A 14,467-nucleotide genomic window follows, 5' to 3' on the forward strand; every position below is an offset into this window, starting at 1 on the left:
TATGTTTTCATGGAACAATGAACGGAGATCATGGATGCTAGACCGCCAACAGCTTGCCATCCTGCTGGAATTCGATCGGCTAGGTAGTGTCACCGCAGCCGCGGAACGACTCAACGTCACACAGTCGGCGCTTTCGCACATGGTCCGAAAGATGGAAGAGCGGCATGGCGTCAAGATTTGGACAAAGAGCGGGCGTACGCTCCGCTTTACGCAGGCCGGGGAATATCTGCTCGCTTTGGCGCAGCGTGTGTTGCCGCAGATCGATCACGCCGAGCGGATGCTCGTCGATTTCGCGGAAGGTAGGCGCGGCGCGCTGCGCATCGGCATGGAGTGCCACCCATGCCAAAAGTGGCTCTCAAGGCTTACACCTCGGTACCTTGCCGCCTGGCCGGACGTAAATTTCGACGTGCGTACGGCATTCCGCTTCGACGGCGTTGCGGCACTTGAGGGTCATGAAATCGACTTGCTCGTTACACCTGATCCCATTGACTTACCGGACATCCGCTTTACGCCTGTCATCGACTACGAGCTTGTTCTGGTTGTGCATGAAGCCCATCCGTTGGCTGCGCGCGCATTCGCTCAACCTCGTGACCTGCTCGGCGAAGAACTGATCACCGTTCCCGTCACCGAAGACAGGCTGGACATCTATACGCGCTTCCTTATCCCGGCTCATTGCAAACCAAAGAACCATAGAACCGCGGAAGCGACCGATCTAATGCTGCAGCTCGTCGCCGCAGGACGCGGAGTCTCAGTCCTACCCGATTGGCTCGTTCATGAAGAGGGGGCCGATCTGCCGATTCGCGCAGTGCGGCTTGGCAAGCGCGGCATCAACAAGAGCATCAATCTAGGTATCCGCCGCGGCGAAGAGGAAATCGCATATATCGCCGGCTTTGTGACGATCGCGCGAGAGATGGGTGTCAGTCGATCGTGATGCGAAACGCGATTGAAGCCGCCGAAGGGAGAAGCAAAGCTTACCGTCGACCAGCAGCGATAAAGCGGCCGGTCGCTCCCTTTCCCACTATAAACATGGAAGTATCCCTCGTCCGTCAGGTGGCAATTTCTCTGCTGCGCGCCTCGGCCGAGACGGTCAAGACTAAGATCGCCATTGCAAGCGGATCGAATGATACCCAGAGCACCGCGTTCCATCCGTAGGCGGTCAAAAGGCCGCCCCGACAAGAAAGAGCCGAACGCTATCGTCCCGAACACGATGAAGACGTTCAGCGATTGCACGCGGGCTTTTTCTTCGGGCCGATGGCAGTCGAGACAAGAGCTGATGCTCCCACGAAGCCGAAGTTCCATCCGACGCCAAGCAAGATCAGGTTAAGCCAGTCTTATCTTTCCGGTTTTGCGGCCGCGGATTGCGTGCAGCCGGACCGCCGCTCGCGCACGCTGTCGTTCGTTATGGCTGACGGCGTCTTCGCCGGTCTGACTGGGCTACAGCTCGTCAGCTAAAACCAGCCTGCCGAATTCAGTAGTCGCTCTTCGCCGGTTTCGCATCGATCTGCCACGTTTCGCTGACGACCCGGGCGTCGCGATAGGTCAGCACATAACGCACGCGGATCGGCTGCTTGCCTTCGAACACGACATTGGCCGTAACGCTCGCACCCTTCGGATTCGAAGCCTCCTCGATTCCATCTACAGATACCTTCATTGGTCCTTGAGCCTTCGTGAATTTCTCCCAGACGCCGCGAATGGCATCGACACCCGTGTATGTGCCGTCCAGCGGGCCGCCGACCCAATTGAACTGCGCGTTGTCAGCGTAGCCGCGCATCAGCAGTGCCACGTTTCCCGACGCAATGGCCTGGAAGTGCTGGTTCGCGTCGCCTGACGGCAGGTCGGCCAGCGCCGCGGTCGATGCAACCGCGAGGGCGACAGCCAGAGCGAGCTTTTTTCATTGTGGTTCTCCGCAAGAGGACTAGTAAGGGGATCAAATAGACGGCGTCGCCGCATTCCGTGCGCCGGCACATCGTTACGACAGCGACGCTCAAGACACCGCACCGTTTCTGGCGCGAACGGGCAAAGCGATGGCCGCGATGGATCGATCGCGACCGAAAAGATTTTCGTTAAGATGCGCTATGCGTCTTTCCCATCACCAGGACCATTCGGAATTTGACGTCACCGCGCTTCACTCGCTGGTAGGCTGCAAACGCGTTCTCTAGAGGCATCGTCTCGATCATCGGCCGCACGCCACTCAGCACACTGAAGTCGAGCGTCCTTTCGCTCTCATAGGGCGAGCCCGTGACCGATCCTGCGATGCTGCGCTCGCCGCTGACAAGCTGACGGGTCGATACGGCCAATGCATCTTTGGCGATACCAAGCACAACCAGTCGCCCTTGCGGTGCAAGGCCGCCAATCACTGTAGACACCGTGGCCGCATTGCCGATCGTCGTCAAGATGGCTTGCGCACCGCCCATATCCGTGAGTTTGGCGGCGGCGTCATGCACGTCGGTGTCGATATAGACATGCGCGCCCAGAGCCAACGCGTCCCTCTCAATGTCTTGGCCACGGCCGACCGCAACGACCTTGAAACCCATCCTGCGAGCGTATTGCAGCGCCATGTGCCCGAGCCCACCAATGCCCAGCACCGCGACCAGATCTCCGGCCTGTGCACCCGACTTCTTAAGTGCATTGAAGGTGGCCAAGCCGGCGCACAAGATCGGCGCTGCCTCCTCGGCATTCAGTTCGTCCGGAATGGAAACCAGCCCGGTGCTGCGCGCCACCATCATTTCCGCGTAGCCGCCATCACACGTGGCGCCGACCACTGGCTGATTACGGCAAAGCTGGAACTGCCCGCGCCGGCATTGGTCGCATTCGTTGCAATGACCGCCAAAACGGCCAACGCCGACTCGCTGCCCTACTTTCCAGATCGCGGGTGCCCCAGTGCCTATCGAGGCGATTCGGCCGATGACTTCGTGGCCCGGAACGCGTGGCGGACGCAGTGTAGGATCGGCTCGCTCTATATCGGCGGCATCGGCGCCACAAATGCCGCACGCTTCAACCTCGATCAAAACTTCGCCCGGTCCAGGGATCGGTATGTTGCGCTCGACCAGCTCAAGAGCGCCCGGCTTCGCCACCTGCATGGCCCTATAGGTACTTTTCATAGTCGTATTCCCGATGTCGTTACTATTCAACGATGCTTGGCTTGAATTTCTCGTTACGGAGTCCTTCAACCAGTGTATGAACGCCGAAGTCTGCCGCCTCGATGGCACCTGCAAGGTAGCCTGAAAAATTGGGGGACCATTCGCTGGCAATGCCGACGACCCGCCCGCGCCAATCGCCCGACGCAGGCGAAGCTGCAGGCGCGGCCCCATGCTGGTGACTGGTGCCATCCAGATCGGCTTCCGTGGCGGTGAGCGCATCCGCGGCCCAGTCCTTGATGACTTCGGCCCTGGGTTCGGCTGCTTGCGGACCGAACATCCGCTCAAGTTGTGCGCGACAAAGTGCGCGCAACACGATCGGCGATATTTCTCTGCGTGCGAGGGCCGGCACTCCTATGAATCCGAATAACCCTGCACTAGCGCCCGGCATCGACGCGTCATGGATTTCGACGAGAGGACCACAGGCACTTCTGGCTTCGCCGGAAAGCTGGCGCTCGCGCCAAAATGGGGTGTCGTAGATCGCGAGATACTTTGCGTGCGGCGCCATCCAAGTGGCCGCATCGCGCCATCCCCGCACCAACTTATCTGGTAGTGCGGGCTGAAAGTCGATCGTCGCGATGGCAAGACGCGGCGGAATCGCCAGCAATACGTGCTCAACGGAATAGGACGTGAGCTGTCCGTGCGAATCCTCGGCATCCAGTTCAACACGACGGCCTGTGCGGCGTATGTGTCGCACTTGCTGATCATTTTTGAGCCGTGTGGATGTCAGATTCCGGCATAGCGTATCGACCAGCGCACCCATGCCGCCGACCAGGCGCATCGACTGTGGCGACGTAGCATAACCACGCATCTGCACGGGGGGCTGATGCGGCGATCGCTCAACCACCATGTGCCCGGTTTCGTACTGCTCGAAACGCTCCAGACCGAGTTCCCGGATTAGACGATCCAGTTGGGGTTGATGTGCGGGCCAAAACCACGTCGGACCAAGATCGAAGCGATCCAGGTCATTCCGCGAACTACCCAGCCCAGAAACCAGGGTACCGTTCGAAGACACGGACTCGATGCGACCTCCATACGTACGGCGTGCCTCCAAAAGCACATAGTCCTCGATGCCTTGCTGCTCGAGGACGAATGCCGCATACAGACCAGCAAGGCCACCTCCGACGATCGCGATCCTGGCAGTCACCATGAATACCCTCGCTCCGCAACGTCAATAAGGTGGCCGGTCTTCAAATAGACTGTGGCACCGGCGTGACCAGCGACAACATTGGGGTATTGGCCCGCAGGCAGGCGTATCCAGCTACCACGGAGATATGGCTGCCCGTCAGCCCGCAGTTCACCGGCCAGCACAAGCAGTTCGGCACTCTCGACCTGACCAGCAAAAAGCGGCACATTCGGATCAAGCCGTTCCAAAACGACCCGTTCGCTATCGCCCTCGAACAACGGGCAGACATCCCGGCCATGTCCGCGTCGCCATGCCGAGGCTTCGCGCGTGTCGATGCGCACTGCGCGAGCTTCACCGGGCGACATCTGCCAGAGCTTGACGAAGATGAGGGTCCCATCATTGCTGAACGGTTGATGGGACGATCCAGGGGGATTCCGCAGATACCACCCTGCCGGGTAATGTCCGTCACCATCCGAAAATGTTCCCGACAAGACGAAAATTTCCTCACCGCCAGGATGCTGATGGCGAGCGAACGACGAGCCCGGCGCGTATCGCACGATACTTGTGGCCCGTGCCCGCTCGCTGCCCAGTCGGTCGAGCATGACGCGCTCGACACCCGTCTGCGGTGAGGCGGTCCATTGATACTGATGAGCCGCGACAACCGCTCGGCGCGAGAAGTCTGCATTGACAAGCATGACCATTTTTCCGGAGTCGGACAGGAGACTGGCCAGCTTGTCGTCCGCGAGACGTCAGTGGCCAGTCCCGGTTTTGATTACTTGTTCGGCAGCGAAGCGAAGGTGTCGAGGACGCGAGCCGAGTAGACCAGCGCAGCACCGGCATTCAGCGCAATCGCGACGCCCAGTGCTTCGGCGATTTCTTCCTGCGTCGCACCCAGCTCGGCCGCTTTCTGGGTATGGACCGTGATGCAGCCGTCGCATCGGGTGGTGACCGCCACTGCGAGCGCGATCAGTTCGTGGATCTTGGGCTCCAGCTTGCCACCCTTCTCGGCGGCGCCGCTGATCGTTGCCATGCCGTTCATCACGTCGGGATTCAGTTTTGCAAAATCGCCGACACGAGCCTGCAATGCGTTACGGTAAGCGTTCCAATCCTGCATCATGGTAATTAGCTCCAGTGGGGTAAGAAGCCGGGACATTCATCGCCTCGGCAAAGAACGGTGTTACACGACCTCGTAGATGCGCACGTCGGGTGCATCAGCCAGCAACGGTTTGAGTTCAACAACCACATCGGCGGTGAACAGGTCACTTTCCAGGTAAGCCCTGGCGTTCTGCACACTGTCGAAGCCATGCAACACCTGCACGTCCTCGTCGCGCACCAGCAGTTCCTTCGATTTCGCACCCGCGATCGTATTGAGGAAAGGCGCCTTGTATTGCTGATAGACACCGGCCGCAGCCGTCCGGTTGGCAGGGTCGATTTTCAGATTGATTTGCAGATAAACCATGTTTAACACCGTGGTGAGGGGAGATTAAACCTGACGCCCGACCATCTGGCCGTCGTCAGCCGAATAACGATGAGGACTTCGAAATGGAGTTTTGCTTCATTGACAATCCTGGCCGTTATCGCGCTCAGCCAGCCTTATCAGCTATAGCAAATGCCCTCTCCACCCGTTGAATCCATTCTCTGCCTCTAAGAATCTGGTCACAAACGAGATAAAGTATCCATGGTGGAAAGTAATTCTTTATCGGGCGACTCGTGCGTTTGAATTGCCTTGCGTAGCGGCTCCAGCGCGACCACCTCAACCTGCTGCCGCCCTGGGTCACGCTGAATTTCAGATCGCCAGCGCCACCAGAAAGCGGGAGACCATGTTGTAGGCCGCGACCGTGGCGACCGCCTCTACTGCCTTGGTTTCGCCGAAGAGGTGCTTCAGTGCCTCGATGACTTCGGCATCCACGTCAACCTGTTTCGTGGACTGGTCGGTAAGCGCGATCAGGGCACGCTCTTTCTCGCCGAAGATATTGTTGGTTACGCTTTGCGCTTTAAGCGCGAGGCACTTTTCCTCAGTGCCGCCCGCCAGCAGGTACGCGGGATAATGAACGCCCCACTCAAAGTCGGCGTGGTTCAACACCGCCACCCGTAACATAATCAGTTCACGGTATTCCAACTCCAAGCTGAATTCTGCGCGAACCCGGCGCAGTAACTCGTTCCAACCTGTTGCGAGCGGAACACTCCTCAACAGCACACGATCAATGCCAATCAGCTCACCATTGGGCCGACGAGCCTGCATGCCTGCAAGCAATTCAGAGGGCGCGAACTCGCCGTCTTCCCACGGGGCAACTCGTACACTACTCACACTGGGTTCCTTCGTCGAAAACCATCACTCATGCAGGTGTCTGCGGGCAAGTCCACGCCAGATCACTAATAGGAAATCTTTCTTTCCTGCCAACTGCGCCGTGACCCCACCGAGGGTATAGCGATCGCCCGGCACCGAAATTTGCGTCTGACGGAAGCCATTATTGCCATGGCGAATCAGGCCGACAACTGCTATATTCTTCGCAGTCGACAAAGAAAAACTTTCTCATGAAAGCGCCCGTATTCCTCAATGCACTTCGCGCCTTTGAAGCCAGTGCCCGTCACCAGAGTTTTTCATCTGCGGCGGCAGAATTGAACGTGACGCCCGCAGCGGTGGGGCAGCTCGTCCGGTCACTGGAAGAATGGCTCGACACACCACTGTTTCATCGCGGGGCAAGCGGCCGTGCCCGCTTGATCCCGACCGAAACGGCAGAGCGGGCGCTACCGGATATCCGGGCTGGCTTCGATCGGCTTTTTCTAGGATTAAGCCGGTTGCGGGAAGCATCGCGCGGCGGTGTGTTGACAGTTGCAGCCAGTCCTGCGTTCGCGGCCAAATGGTTGCTACCGCGGATCGAAAAATTTCATGCGCTATGCCCCGAAACCGATGTCCGGCTCGATACGAATCTCAAGCTGGTGGACTTCGCCGCACAAGGCATTGACGTGGGCGTGCGATACGGTCGTGGAAGCTGGGTGGGCCTGGTGGCCGAAAAACTGATGGATGAGCAAATCTATCCGGTGTGCTCGCCAGCGTGGCTCGCCCGGACCGGCGGCCTGACAACCCCCCATGACCTGGCTGGAAAGGCGTTGATACACGATCTGTCCGTGGACACCCACCTTGGATTCGCCTCCTGGGGGGACTGGCTGCTTCGCGCAGGCGCGCCCGAGGTTGATACCAGCCGCGGAATGCAGGTCAACAATTCCGCTGCGGTCTTGCAAGCGGCCATTGATGGGCACGGAGTTGCTCTGGCACGAAGCGTTATGGCCTGTGATGATGTGGCAGCGGGCCGGCTTGTCCCGCTATTTCCTGAGGTAAAGCTGGCGGCGGAGCTGGCTTACTACGTCGTCTACCGCGCAGAGTGTGCATCGCAGCCGAAACTTGTGGCGTTTCGCGAATGGTTGATGCAGGAAGCGACACCGCGTTGACCACGGATAGGTCGTCACGGCCCCATCACAGCTTGAAGTTGCTCACCTTGAGGTAGGCCGTCAAGGAGCTTTACTTTTCCGTCGACAGACTTGTAGATCAAGCCCGGCGTCCCCTGTAACCCCAATGCCTGCATGAGCTGGAGGTTGGTTTCGAGCGTGTGTTTCGCGTCATCGGACACGGTACTAGCTGGCGGGATACCCCCTTTGTCAAAATCGCGCTCGTTCCTCTCAAGAGCCGCCGACTGGTCCCTGGAACTCAGGATTGCCGCCGCCTTGGCTTCGCTATCGGCCCGGATGATGCCTACGAGCAATTCACGCAGTTGTACCTTGCCCGACTGCACCCAGGGACGAGAGGCCTCCCAGAAACGATGACAGTAGGGACAGTCAGGGTCACTGATGACATAGACCGTCCGGGGCGCATCCTGGCGGCCGTCACGAATCCACTTTGCCGACTCAAGTTGCTTCCAGGTGGTGTCGCCCATGGGGGCGGCTACAAGGTCTTCAACGGTATGGATGTCCAGGGGAGTTCCATTACGATCGACGCGAGTTCCCACTATCGCGTTGCCATCCCGGGTTACATAAACTGCAATTGGGCTGCTTCCAGCGACCCCGGCGAAACCACGCAGTTCGTCGTTGACCTTAAATTCGTGCAGGCCGGTGACCCCTCTCGATTCGAGCACCTTGATTACGGGAGGACTGCTGTTATCTCCCGCACAGGCTACGGAAGTCGACAGAAGCACAATTCCAATAAGGGCAGCCGCAGTTCGATTCATGTGTATTTCCTAAAGACTCTTCACGGTTGTGCTTTCGCCTACGCGTAACAAATCCGCGAGCCGAATGGCAACGCAGACAGTCATGTTCATCGCGTACGCAATCAGATGTCTGCGTTCGTCTTCGATAGCTCGACGATGAACTCTGCCATTGCGGGCTTCCTCGTCATCGTTGTTCGACTATCTTGTGCCGTGACCCTTGCAACCACAGCATGCCCATGGTCGCAAGTAAGACGGGCGGCAAGAGCAGGCCCGATACTGTGGACCATCCGAATGCACTCAACAGGCCTCCGGATACAAACGAACCGATGACCATTGCGCCGAAAACAACAAAATCGTTGATCGACTGAATACGAGCTCCCTCCTCTGGCGTATGGCAGCTAAGTACCAAGGCCGATGCCCCCAGGAATCCGAAGTTCCAGCCGATCCCAAGGAGTACGAGCGCGCCCCAGAAATGATTTATGCTCAAACCGCTCAAGCCTGCGACTGCTGCCAATGCGATCAACGCTAATCCAGTGAGTGTGATCGTGGGCGCACCGAAGCGGGAGATCAGGCGCCCCGTAAAAAAGCTCGGCGCATACATCGCGACGACGTGCATCTCGATGCCGTAGTTGGCATGCACGCGCGAGATCCCACACAATTCCATAGCGAGCGGCGCCGAGGTCATCATGAAGTTCATCATCATGTAACTCACGACACCGCAGAGCATCGCGACGACGAAGCGAGGCTGCTGCAGAATGTCGGAAATCGGACGGCCAAAGGCGTGGTGTGTGGTTTGTGGGCGGTGCTCGAATTTCACTCCCAGCAGGACGATGGCTGAAAGCGCGGCTGCGATGGCGGCGGCGAGGTAGGTAACCGCATAAGCATGCGGCGACCAGAGATTCATCGTGACTGTTACCAATTGCGGCCCGAAAACGCCGGCGAGGACACCGCCCGCCATGACCGTAGAGAGCGCCCGTGCTCGCTCTTCGTGTCGTACACATTCAGCCGCAGCAAAGCGGAAGGTGAGCACAACAGCGGCATATGCCCCCCCGAAGAGCATCGCAAGGCAAAACAGCGTGAAAGACTGGACAACAAGCGCCAGCGCGCCAAGAAGTCCCGCAATGACGCCGCACAGATTGCCGGACAGGAAAGCTGCCTGCCGACCATTACGCCGGGTCAGCGCGCCGACCGGCAGCGTCGCCACGGTCATACCGACGACGAACACGGAGATCGGCATGGTGGCCAGTTCCGGGCGCGGCGACAGCATATTGCCAATGATGGCTCCTGTGGCGTATACGACAGTCGAATTGGCTCCCGCGAGTGCCTGCGCGGTCGCGAGGCGCAGGATATGAATATTGATTTTCTGGATGGACATCAGCGTGGATTTCGCGAGGAACGCTACTCGCGATTGCATTCTCTGCGAGTCAAGCGTGAATCTGCGGCATAGGTACATGTCGAGCGCCGCGCTGCAGGTAGTGTCGTCGGCTTCGCAGCCGACGACAAGGAAGATAAAATATTCGGTATTGAAAGAGAAACTTTGCTCAGGTCACACTTACCGCCGCACGACAGCGCCAGCCCCACGGCACGCATTGGGAATACGTGCAACAAGTTTCCGTAGGTCATCCGAAATAATTATATTGCCTACGCGCGAGACGACCGACGCCAAGCCCGGCGATGTTAACTGCCTTCCCCTATACAAACCATTGCGAGTTTTCCTTGCCTCCAAGCTGATGGACCTTGAAAAACGCTAAGCATACCTACATGTTTGACGCAAGAGCGCGCCTCAATCGAGACACGCTCACACAAAATTCACATGCTGCCGTGTGTAGCCTGCCAGCGTTTCATGAATGCGATTTCGCCACGCTGCGCCTTGACGATGTCCGCCGCAAGCTTGCGGATTGCCGGATCCTTACCGTACTTCAGCTCGACCTCAGCCATGTCGATTGCGCCCTGATGGTGCGGAATCATGTGCGCGACGAAATCTCGGTCGGCATTGCCGGTATACGGCGGTGCGTCCATTTCGCGCATCATCGTCGCATCGGCATCCTTATACGCATGGGTCGATGCGTCCTTGTTCGTGAGCGTGCTGCCCATCTGCATACCGGATATGTCCTGCATGCCATCCGCACGAGCTGCGGAGGCGAAAGTCGCACCAGTTAAGGCGCAGGCAAACAGCAGCGAAACCAATTTCGCTTTCTTCATGTTCGTCTTTCCAGGTTTACGAATGATCTGCGTGCCTCGTTCGTCGGAACGAGGCGATGTCCGGACGGAGCTATCGCGCGGGACGCTTTTGACTATCGATTGGGCATGGAGCCACGGATCGCCAGACGGTCTGAACATACACGCGATTTCATTGCCTATCTCCGCAGCAACTCTTCGTCCGATCAGGTGCCTCGATAGTCCCTTCCTCGACTCGCGTGGGCGTGTAGCCGGCATCTTCAATGGCATCCTGAAGCGCCTTCGGATCGGCATCGGCCGATTCAATCGTCACCAGACGCTTAGTTTGGTCGATGGTGAACCGCGCATGGTTGTCCACAGACTTCAGCGCCTTGGTAATCGTGCTGACGCAGTGGCCGCAGGTCATGTCATTAACTTCAAAGGCAATCATGAGACTTCTCCTACCGGGTTGGTCGATGAGACGTTGCAAATATCGGCCTTCCCACCATCGGAATGTCAATAGGTGTGCTGGAAATATCGTGACTCAACTGAAATTTCTTCGCGGTCCGCTTGACCTTCCAATGATGATAAGGATCAAGCTGATATCTGTCGAAGGACCAACGAAATGGAGAGATAACTCAGCCATCTGATCGGGCCACGCGTTGCTACGGCTCCAAGCGATGAGACTAGCCACCTTGCATCGTCGCATGCTCGCCCTGAGCACAGCATTTGCGCCACTGTTAGTGTTGCGCTAAATATTTCCTCTCAACAGAAGACACTTTATCTAGTTTGTCGACGGGATCGGAGCATAGAAGAATCATGCCAAAGTTCAATATCAGCATTAGGTGGTGATTCGTGAGCGACTTCATACGGTGGCCCGGATCTGCATGCGCTGGAAGGCGGGGGCATTGTCGAGGATACATGTCATGCGCATAAGACAGGCGACAATTCCAGCGTCGTACTTTGGGATAGTTCTAGGCCTCACCGGCCTCGGGCAAGCGTGGCGCTCGGCGGCACATCTATGGCACCTGCCGCCGTCGGTAGGCGAAGCTGTCATGGCGCTCGCCGGGCTGGTCTGGACCATCCTCATCACCGGCTACGCGTGGCAAGCCATCCGGAACTTCGAGGTGGTACGAGCTGAGTTTCTGCATCCTGTCCAGGGCGGTACACCGGCATTGATGGCAGTTTCTACCTTGCTTGTCGCCATGGCAGTCCTGCCATATTCGATTGCCGCGGCGTGGTTTCTGGCCATTGGAGGCATTGCGTGGCACGTGGGCTTCGGCCTATGGCACACAGGCACGCTATGGCAAGGCGGGAAGAAGTCGATAGATGCGGTACCGACCTTGTACTTGCCGACCGTTGGCGGCAACTTCCTCAGCGCGGCGGCACTTGGTTCGTTAGGCTGCCCCGACTGGGGCTGGCCATTCCTCGGGGCTGGGTTGTTTTCATGGTTGGCCCTCGAATCACTGATCATACAGCGACTATGGCATTCGACAGCGTTACCTCCGCCTCAACGCCCCTTGATCGGCATTCAGTTCTCCCCGCCCGTCGTTTGCGCCATGGCTTGGTTGGTGTTGTCTCCGGGCCGCCCTGACCACTGGCTGCTCATGCTATGGGGCTACGGTCTTTTTCAACTAGCGCTTGGCCTACGCCTCGGGACCTGGCTGAGCGCGCAACCCTTCAGCCCTGCCTATTGGGCCTACACGTTCGGCGTTGGCGCCGCGACGGTCTGCAGTCTGAAGTTAGCGCAGGCAGGCGTCAGTTCAGCGCAAGTACTAGCGCTGCCAGTATTCGTCGGCGCCAACCTGTTCATTGGATACCTCGCCATACGTACGGTTCACCTGCTCGTCACAGGGTGGTCGTCGCCACGGCGGTTATCCCCTCCCCTGCAGGACTAACACGTGGGCATATCAACGTTTGGATTGGTGCTTTTTTACTGGCGCCTATGCGCCTGCTCTGCTCGGATCCTTTATGACGGAATGTGACATCGGCAGGCTGATTTTCCGCAACCCCGATGGGTGAAGCCGAACCGCTTGGCTGACGCTTTAACTGCGTCAACAAGTCCGGAAGTGCCATCGACACCTATCGTGTCCAGCGCCGTATCGACGGGTAGCCCGCCCGCATAGACGAGCGATCCCATCATATCTGGCTGATACCGAATCCCCTCTTCGTTCGTGAACGCGGCAACTGTGATCGATCGCTGCGGTATGACACCCGCCCGCCGGAACGCACGTACCACGGCAAGCGCCGCCAGCACGCCATAGCATCCATCCAGCGCACCGGCATTCGTTACCGTATCGATGTGTGAGCCCATCATCAACGGACGCTGACTGCCGTCGTCGGACGCCGAACGCCGAACGCAGCGTACCGAACACGTTGCCGATTCGATCAATTTGCACATCGAGATCCAGCTCGCGCATCCACTTGACGACGAGGTCGCGCCCCGCTCGCTCCTCGTCAGACAGTGCGATGCGTGTGCGGCCTCCCGCTTCGACGTCGACGCCGATTTCCCCGAGTTCGCGCAACTGGTCGATCATGAGCGCCGCGTCCAGCCGCAGCGGCGGTATCGGGTCGTGAGAAGTATTCATTTGCTTTCTCGATGCTTGGGATAAAGGCCCGTTGACAAAGGGCGGTGGCGCCGCAGATGCCGTCGTCTCAGTCAGCCGGCAAGGTGAGACGAGCTAGCTCCGCGAAATATCTCGCGCCAGTAAGCAAGATGTCGTCGTTGAAATCGTAGGTCGCATTGTGGAGGGGCACACCACCTTCGTCGTTCGCGACGCCATTCCCGATGAAGATGAAGTTGCCCGGTACGACCTGAAGAAACGCACCGAAGTCTTCCGAAATCATCATCGGCTGAACGTTCGCATCGACATTCTGTGCGCCCGCGACATAAGTGGCAGCGGCAACGGCGGCCTCGACGTACTGCGGCGTGTTCACCGTCGGTGCGAATTCGTGCGTGTATTCGAACTCGCATTCCACACCATGCATCCGGCAGATTCCCTCGCTCACCTCGCGCATACGGGTCTCCAGAAGCTGCTGGACTTCCGGCGAATAGCTGCGCGTATCGCCCTTGATGGTCACATTGGAAGGGATCACATTGCGCAATCCGTCAGTGATGATCTCCGTGCAGGAGATCACGGCCGGCAGGCTGGGATCGAGGTTGCGCGAGATGATCGTCTGCAGTGCGAGCACGATCTGCGATGCGATCACGATTGGATCGACGCCCATGTGCGGACGGGCGGCATGCGTGCCTCGAGCCTTGATGCGAATGACGAAATTGTCTTCACTGGCCATGATGCCGCCCGGTCGCGTCGAAAAGCTGCCAGCCGGCATGCCCGGCATGTTGTGTGCGCCAAAGATCGCCTCCACCGGAAAGCGTTCGAACAAGCCGTCCTTCATCATCGCCTTCGCGCCACGGCCGTGCTCCTCCGCCGGCTGGAAAATGAATCGGACCGTACCGTTGAAATTGCGTTGCTCGGCAAGCAGGCGGGCCGCCCCGAGAATCATCGCCATATGCCCATCGTGGCCACAGGCATGCATTTTCCCCGGAGTGCAGGACGCATATGGCCGTCCGGGCGCGCGTTCGGCAATATTCAGCGCGTCCATATCGGCTCGCAGCCCGATCGCCCGGGTTCCGTCGCCGATCTTCAAGTTTGCGACAAGCCCGGTCCCGCCGATACCGCGATGGACCTCCATCCCGAGCGTCTTCAGAATGTTCGCGATGTAGTCCGACGTCCGCACCTCCTCGAATCCCGTTTCCGGATCCTGATGGAGCCGGTGACGCCAACTCGTCAATTGCTCTTGTAGTGAGCGTTCCATGGTGCATTCCTCGCCGTTTGCCGTTT

The 14,467-nt window shown here is 58.5% G+C and carries 15 protein-coding genes and 2 pseudogenes; 3 read left to right on the forward strand and 14 right to left on the reverse strand.

Translation table 11 applies throughout. The features are described 5' to 3' along the window. The first annotated feature begins 34 nt into the window (after positions 1-34). On the forward strand, positions 35-931 hold the full coding sequence (locus tag FAZ95_RS35870; protein WP_137337102.1) for a LysR family transcriptional regulator: 897 nt from the start codon (positions 35-37) through the stop codon (positions 929-931). Between the two features lie 115 nt (positions 932-1,046). Here the strand turns inward: FAZ95_RS35870 and FAZ95_RS40350 are convergent. From FAZ95_RS40350 to FAZ95_RS35910, 8 genes and pseudogenes are all read right to left on the reverse strand, one after another. Further along, positions 1,047-1,328 (reverse strand): annotated as a pseudogene (locus tag FAZ95_RS40350) (MFS transporter); the annotation flags it as partial. A 140-nt stretch (positions 1,329-1,468) separates the two neighbouring features. Continuing rightward, a complete protein-coding gene (locus tag FAZ95_RS35880; protein WP_137337103.1) occupies positions 1,469-1,879 on the reverse strand; it encodes a nuclear transport factor 2 family protein in 411 nt (136 codons plus the stop codon). Between the two features lie 184 nt (positions 1,880-2,063). Further along, on the reverse strand, positions 2,064-3,101 hold the full coding sequence (locus FAZ95_RS35885; RefSeq protein WP_137337104.1) for an alcohol dehydrogenase: 1,038 nt from the start codon (positions 3,099-3,101) through the stop codon (positions 2,064-2,066). A 22-nt stretch (positions 3,102-3,123) separates the two neighbouring features. Beyond that, positions 3,124-4,287, reverse strand: a complete 1,164-nt coding sequence (locus FAZ95_RS35890; RefSeq protein ID WP_137337105.1) for a flavin monoamine oxidase family protein — start codon at positions 4,285-4,287, stop codon at positions 3,124-3,126. Next, complete coding sequence (locus FAZ95_RS35895) at positions 4,281-4,958, reverse strand: cupin domain-containing protein (protein ID WP_137337106.1); 678 nt, start codon at positions 4,956-4,958, stop codon at positions 4,281-4,283. Before FAZ95_RS35895 ends, FAZ95_RS35890 begins: the two co-directional genes overlap by 7 nt. A gap of 77 nt (positions 4,959-5,035) precedes the next feature. Continuing rightward, positions 5,036-5,380 (reverse strand): carboxymuconolactone decarboxylase family protein, encoded by a 345-nt coding sequence (locus FAZ95_RS35900; protein WP_137337772.1) that lies wholly within the window; start codon positions 5,378-5,380, stop codon positions 5,036-5,038. Positions 5,381-5,440: 60 nt separating this feature from the next. Then, the gene (locus FAZ95_RS35905) at positions 5,441-5,722 is read right to left on the reverse strand and encodes a hypothetical protein (RefSeq protein ID WP_136892008.1); all 282 of its coding nucleotides are present in this window, start codon (positions 5,720-5,722) and stop codon (positions 5,441-5,443) included. Between the two features lie 327 nt (positions 5,723-6,049). Further along, entirely contained in the window at positions 6,050-6,571 is a 522-nt protein-coding gene (locus FAZ95_RS35910; protein ID WP_137337107.1) for a carboxymuconolactone decarboxylase family protein, read from the reverse strand. 227 nt (positions 6,572-6,798) lie between these two features. Here FAZ95_RS35910 and gcvA point away from each other — a divergent pair, with 227 nt between their 5' ends. Next, positions 6,799-7,713 carry a transcriptional regulator GcvA gene (gene gcvA / locus FAZ95_RS35915; protein ID WP_137337108.1) on the forward strand — a complete coding sequence of 305 codons (915 nt, stop codon included), beginning with the start codon at positions 6,799-6,801 and terminating at the stop codon, positions 7,711-7,713. A 14-nt stretch (positions 7,714-7,727) separates the two neighbouring features. On the opposite strand, the gene dsbG is transcribed toward gcvA, so the two are convergent. The 4 genes from dsbG to FAZ95_RS35935 all read right to left on the reverse strand — a co-directional run bounded on the left by dsbG (position 7,728) and on the right by FAZ95_RS35935 (position 11,073). Then, the gene (gene dsbG / locus FAZ95_RS35920) at positions 7,728-8,486 is read right to left on the reverse strand and encodes a thiol:disulfide interchange protein DsbG (protein WP_137337109.1); all 759 of its coding nucleotides are present in this window, start codon (positions 8,484-8,486) and stop codon (positions 7,728-7,730) included. A 163-nt stretch (positions 8,487-8,649) separates the two neighbouring features. After that, positions 8,650-9,840: an MFS transporter gene (locus tag FAZ95_RS35925; protein ID WP_137337110.1), complete on the reverse strand. Its 1,191-nt coding sequence runs from the start codon at positions 9,838-9,840 to the stop codon at positions 8,650-8,652. 434 nt (positions 9,841-10,274) lie between these two features. Next, a complete protein-coding gene (gene copM, locus FAZ95_RS35930; protein ID WP_137337111.1) occupies positions 10,275-10,667 on the reverse strand; it encodes a CopM family metallochaperone in 393 nt (130 codons plus the stop codon). Between the two features lie 148 nt (positions 10,668-10,815). Beyond that, positions 10,816-11,073 carry a heavy-metal-associated domain-containing protein gene (locus FAZ95_RS35935; RefSeq protein WP_137337112.1) on the reverse strand — a complete coding sequence of 86 codons (258 nt, stop codon included), beginning with the start codon at positions 11,071-11,073 and terminating at the stop codon, positions 10,816-10,818. Positions 11,074-11,548: 475 nt separating this feature from the next. On the opposite strand from FAZ95_RS35935, the gene tehA reads away from it, so the two are divergent. Next, positions 11,549-12,520, forward strand: a complete 972-nt coding sequence (gene tehA, locus FAZ95_RS35940; protein WP_254700140.1) for a dicarboxylate transporter/tellurite-resistance protein TehA — start codon at positions 11,549-11,551, stop codon at positions 12,518-12,520. Between the two features lie 170 nt (positions 12,521-12,690). Here tehA and FAZ95_RS35945 read toward each other — a convergent pair. Both FAZ95_RS35945 and FAZ95_RS35950 read right to left on the reverse strand, forming a co-directional pair. Then, a pseudogene (locus FAZ95_RS35945) lies at positions 12,691-13,210 on the reverse strand (M20/M25/M40 family metallo-hydrolase); the annotation flags it as partial. Positions 13,211-13,277: 67 nt separating this feature from the next. Then, complete coding sequence (locus tag FAZ95_RS35950) at positions 13,278-14,441, reverse strand: M20 aminoacylase family protein (protein WP_137337113.1); 1,164 nt, start codon at positions 14,439-14,441, stop codon at positions 13,278-13,280. Between the last annotated feature and the right edge of the window lie 26 nt (positions 14,442-14,467).

Source organism: Trinickia violacea (assembly GCF_005280735.1).
Taxonomy (GTDB): Bacteria; Pseudomonadota; Gammaproteobacteria; order Burkholderiales; family Burkholderiaceae; genus Trinickia_A; species Trinickia_A violacea.

Coding starts and splice junctions, on each gene's coding strand:
- FAZ95_RS35870 (WP_137337102.1), top strand. CDS start 35: ATGCTAGACCGCCAACAGCTTGCCATCCTGCTGGAATTCGATCGGCTA.
- gcvA (WP_137337108.1), top strand. CDS start 6,799: ATGAAAGCGCCCGTATTCCTCAATGCACTTCGCGCCTTTGAAGCCAGT.
- FAZ95_RS35895 (WP_137337106.1), bottom strand. CDS start 4,958: ATGCTTGTCAATGCAGACTTCTCGCGCCGAGCGGTTGTCGCGGCTCAT.
- FAZ95_RS35935 (WP_137337112.1), bottom strand. CDS start 11,073: ATGATTGCCTTTGAAGTTAATGACATGACCTGCGGCCACTGCGTCAGC.
- FAZ95_RS35900 (WP_137337772.1), bottom strand. CDS start 5,380: ATGATGCAGGATTGGAACGCTTACCGTAACGCATTGCAGGCTCGTGTC.
- FAZ95_RS35925 (WP_137337110.1), bottom strand. CDS start 9,840: ATGTCCATCCAGAAAATCAATATTCATATCCTGCGCCTCGCGACCGCG.
- FAZ95_RS35950 (WP_137337113.1), bottom strand. CDS start 14,441: ATGGAACGCTCACTACAAGAGCAATTGACGAGTTGGCGTCACCGGCTC.
- FAZ95_RS35885 (WP_137337104.1), bottom strand. CDS start 3,101: ATGAAAAGTACCTATAGGGCCATGCAGGTGGCGAAGCCGGGCGCTCTT.
- FAZ95_RS35905 (WP_136892008.1), bottom strand. CDS start 5,722: ATGGTTTATCTGCAAATCAATCTGAAAATCGACCCTGCCAACCGGACG.
- FAZ95_RS35890 (WP_137337105.1), bottom strand. CDS start 4,287: ATGGTGACTGCCAGGATCGCGATCGTCGGAGGTGGCCTTGCTGGTCTG.
- tehA (WP_254700140.1), top strand. CDS start 11,549: ATGCGCATAAGACAGGCGACAATTCCAGCGTCGTACTTTGGGATAGTT.
- copM (WP_137337111.1), bottom strand. CDS start 10,667: ATGAAGAAAGCGAAATTGGTTTCGCTGCTGTTTGCCTGCGCCTTAACT.
- dsbG (WP_137337109.1), bottom strand. CDS start 8,486: ATGAATCGAACTGCGGCTGCCCTTATTGGAATTGTGCTTCTGTCGACT.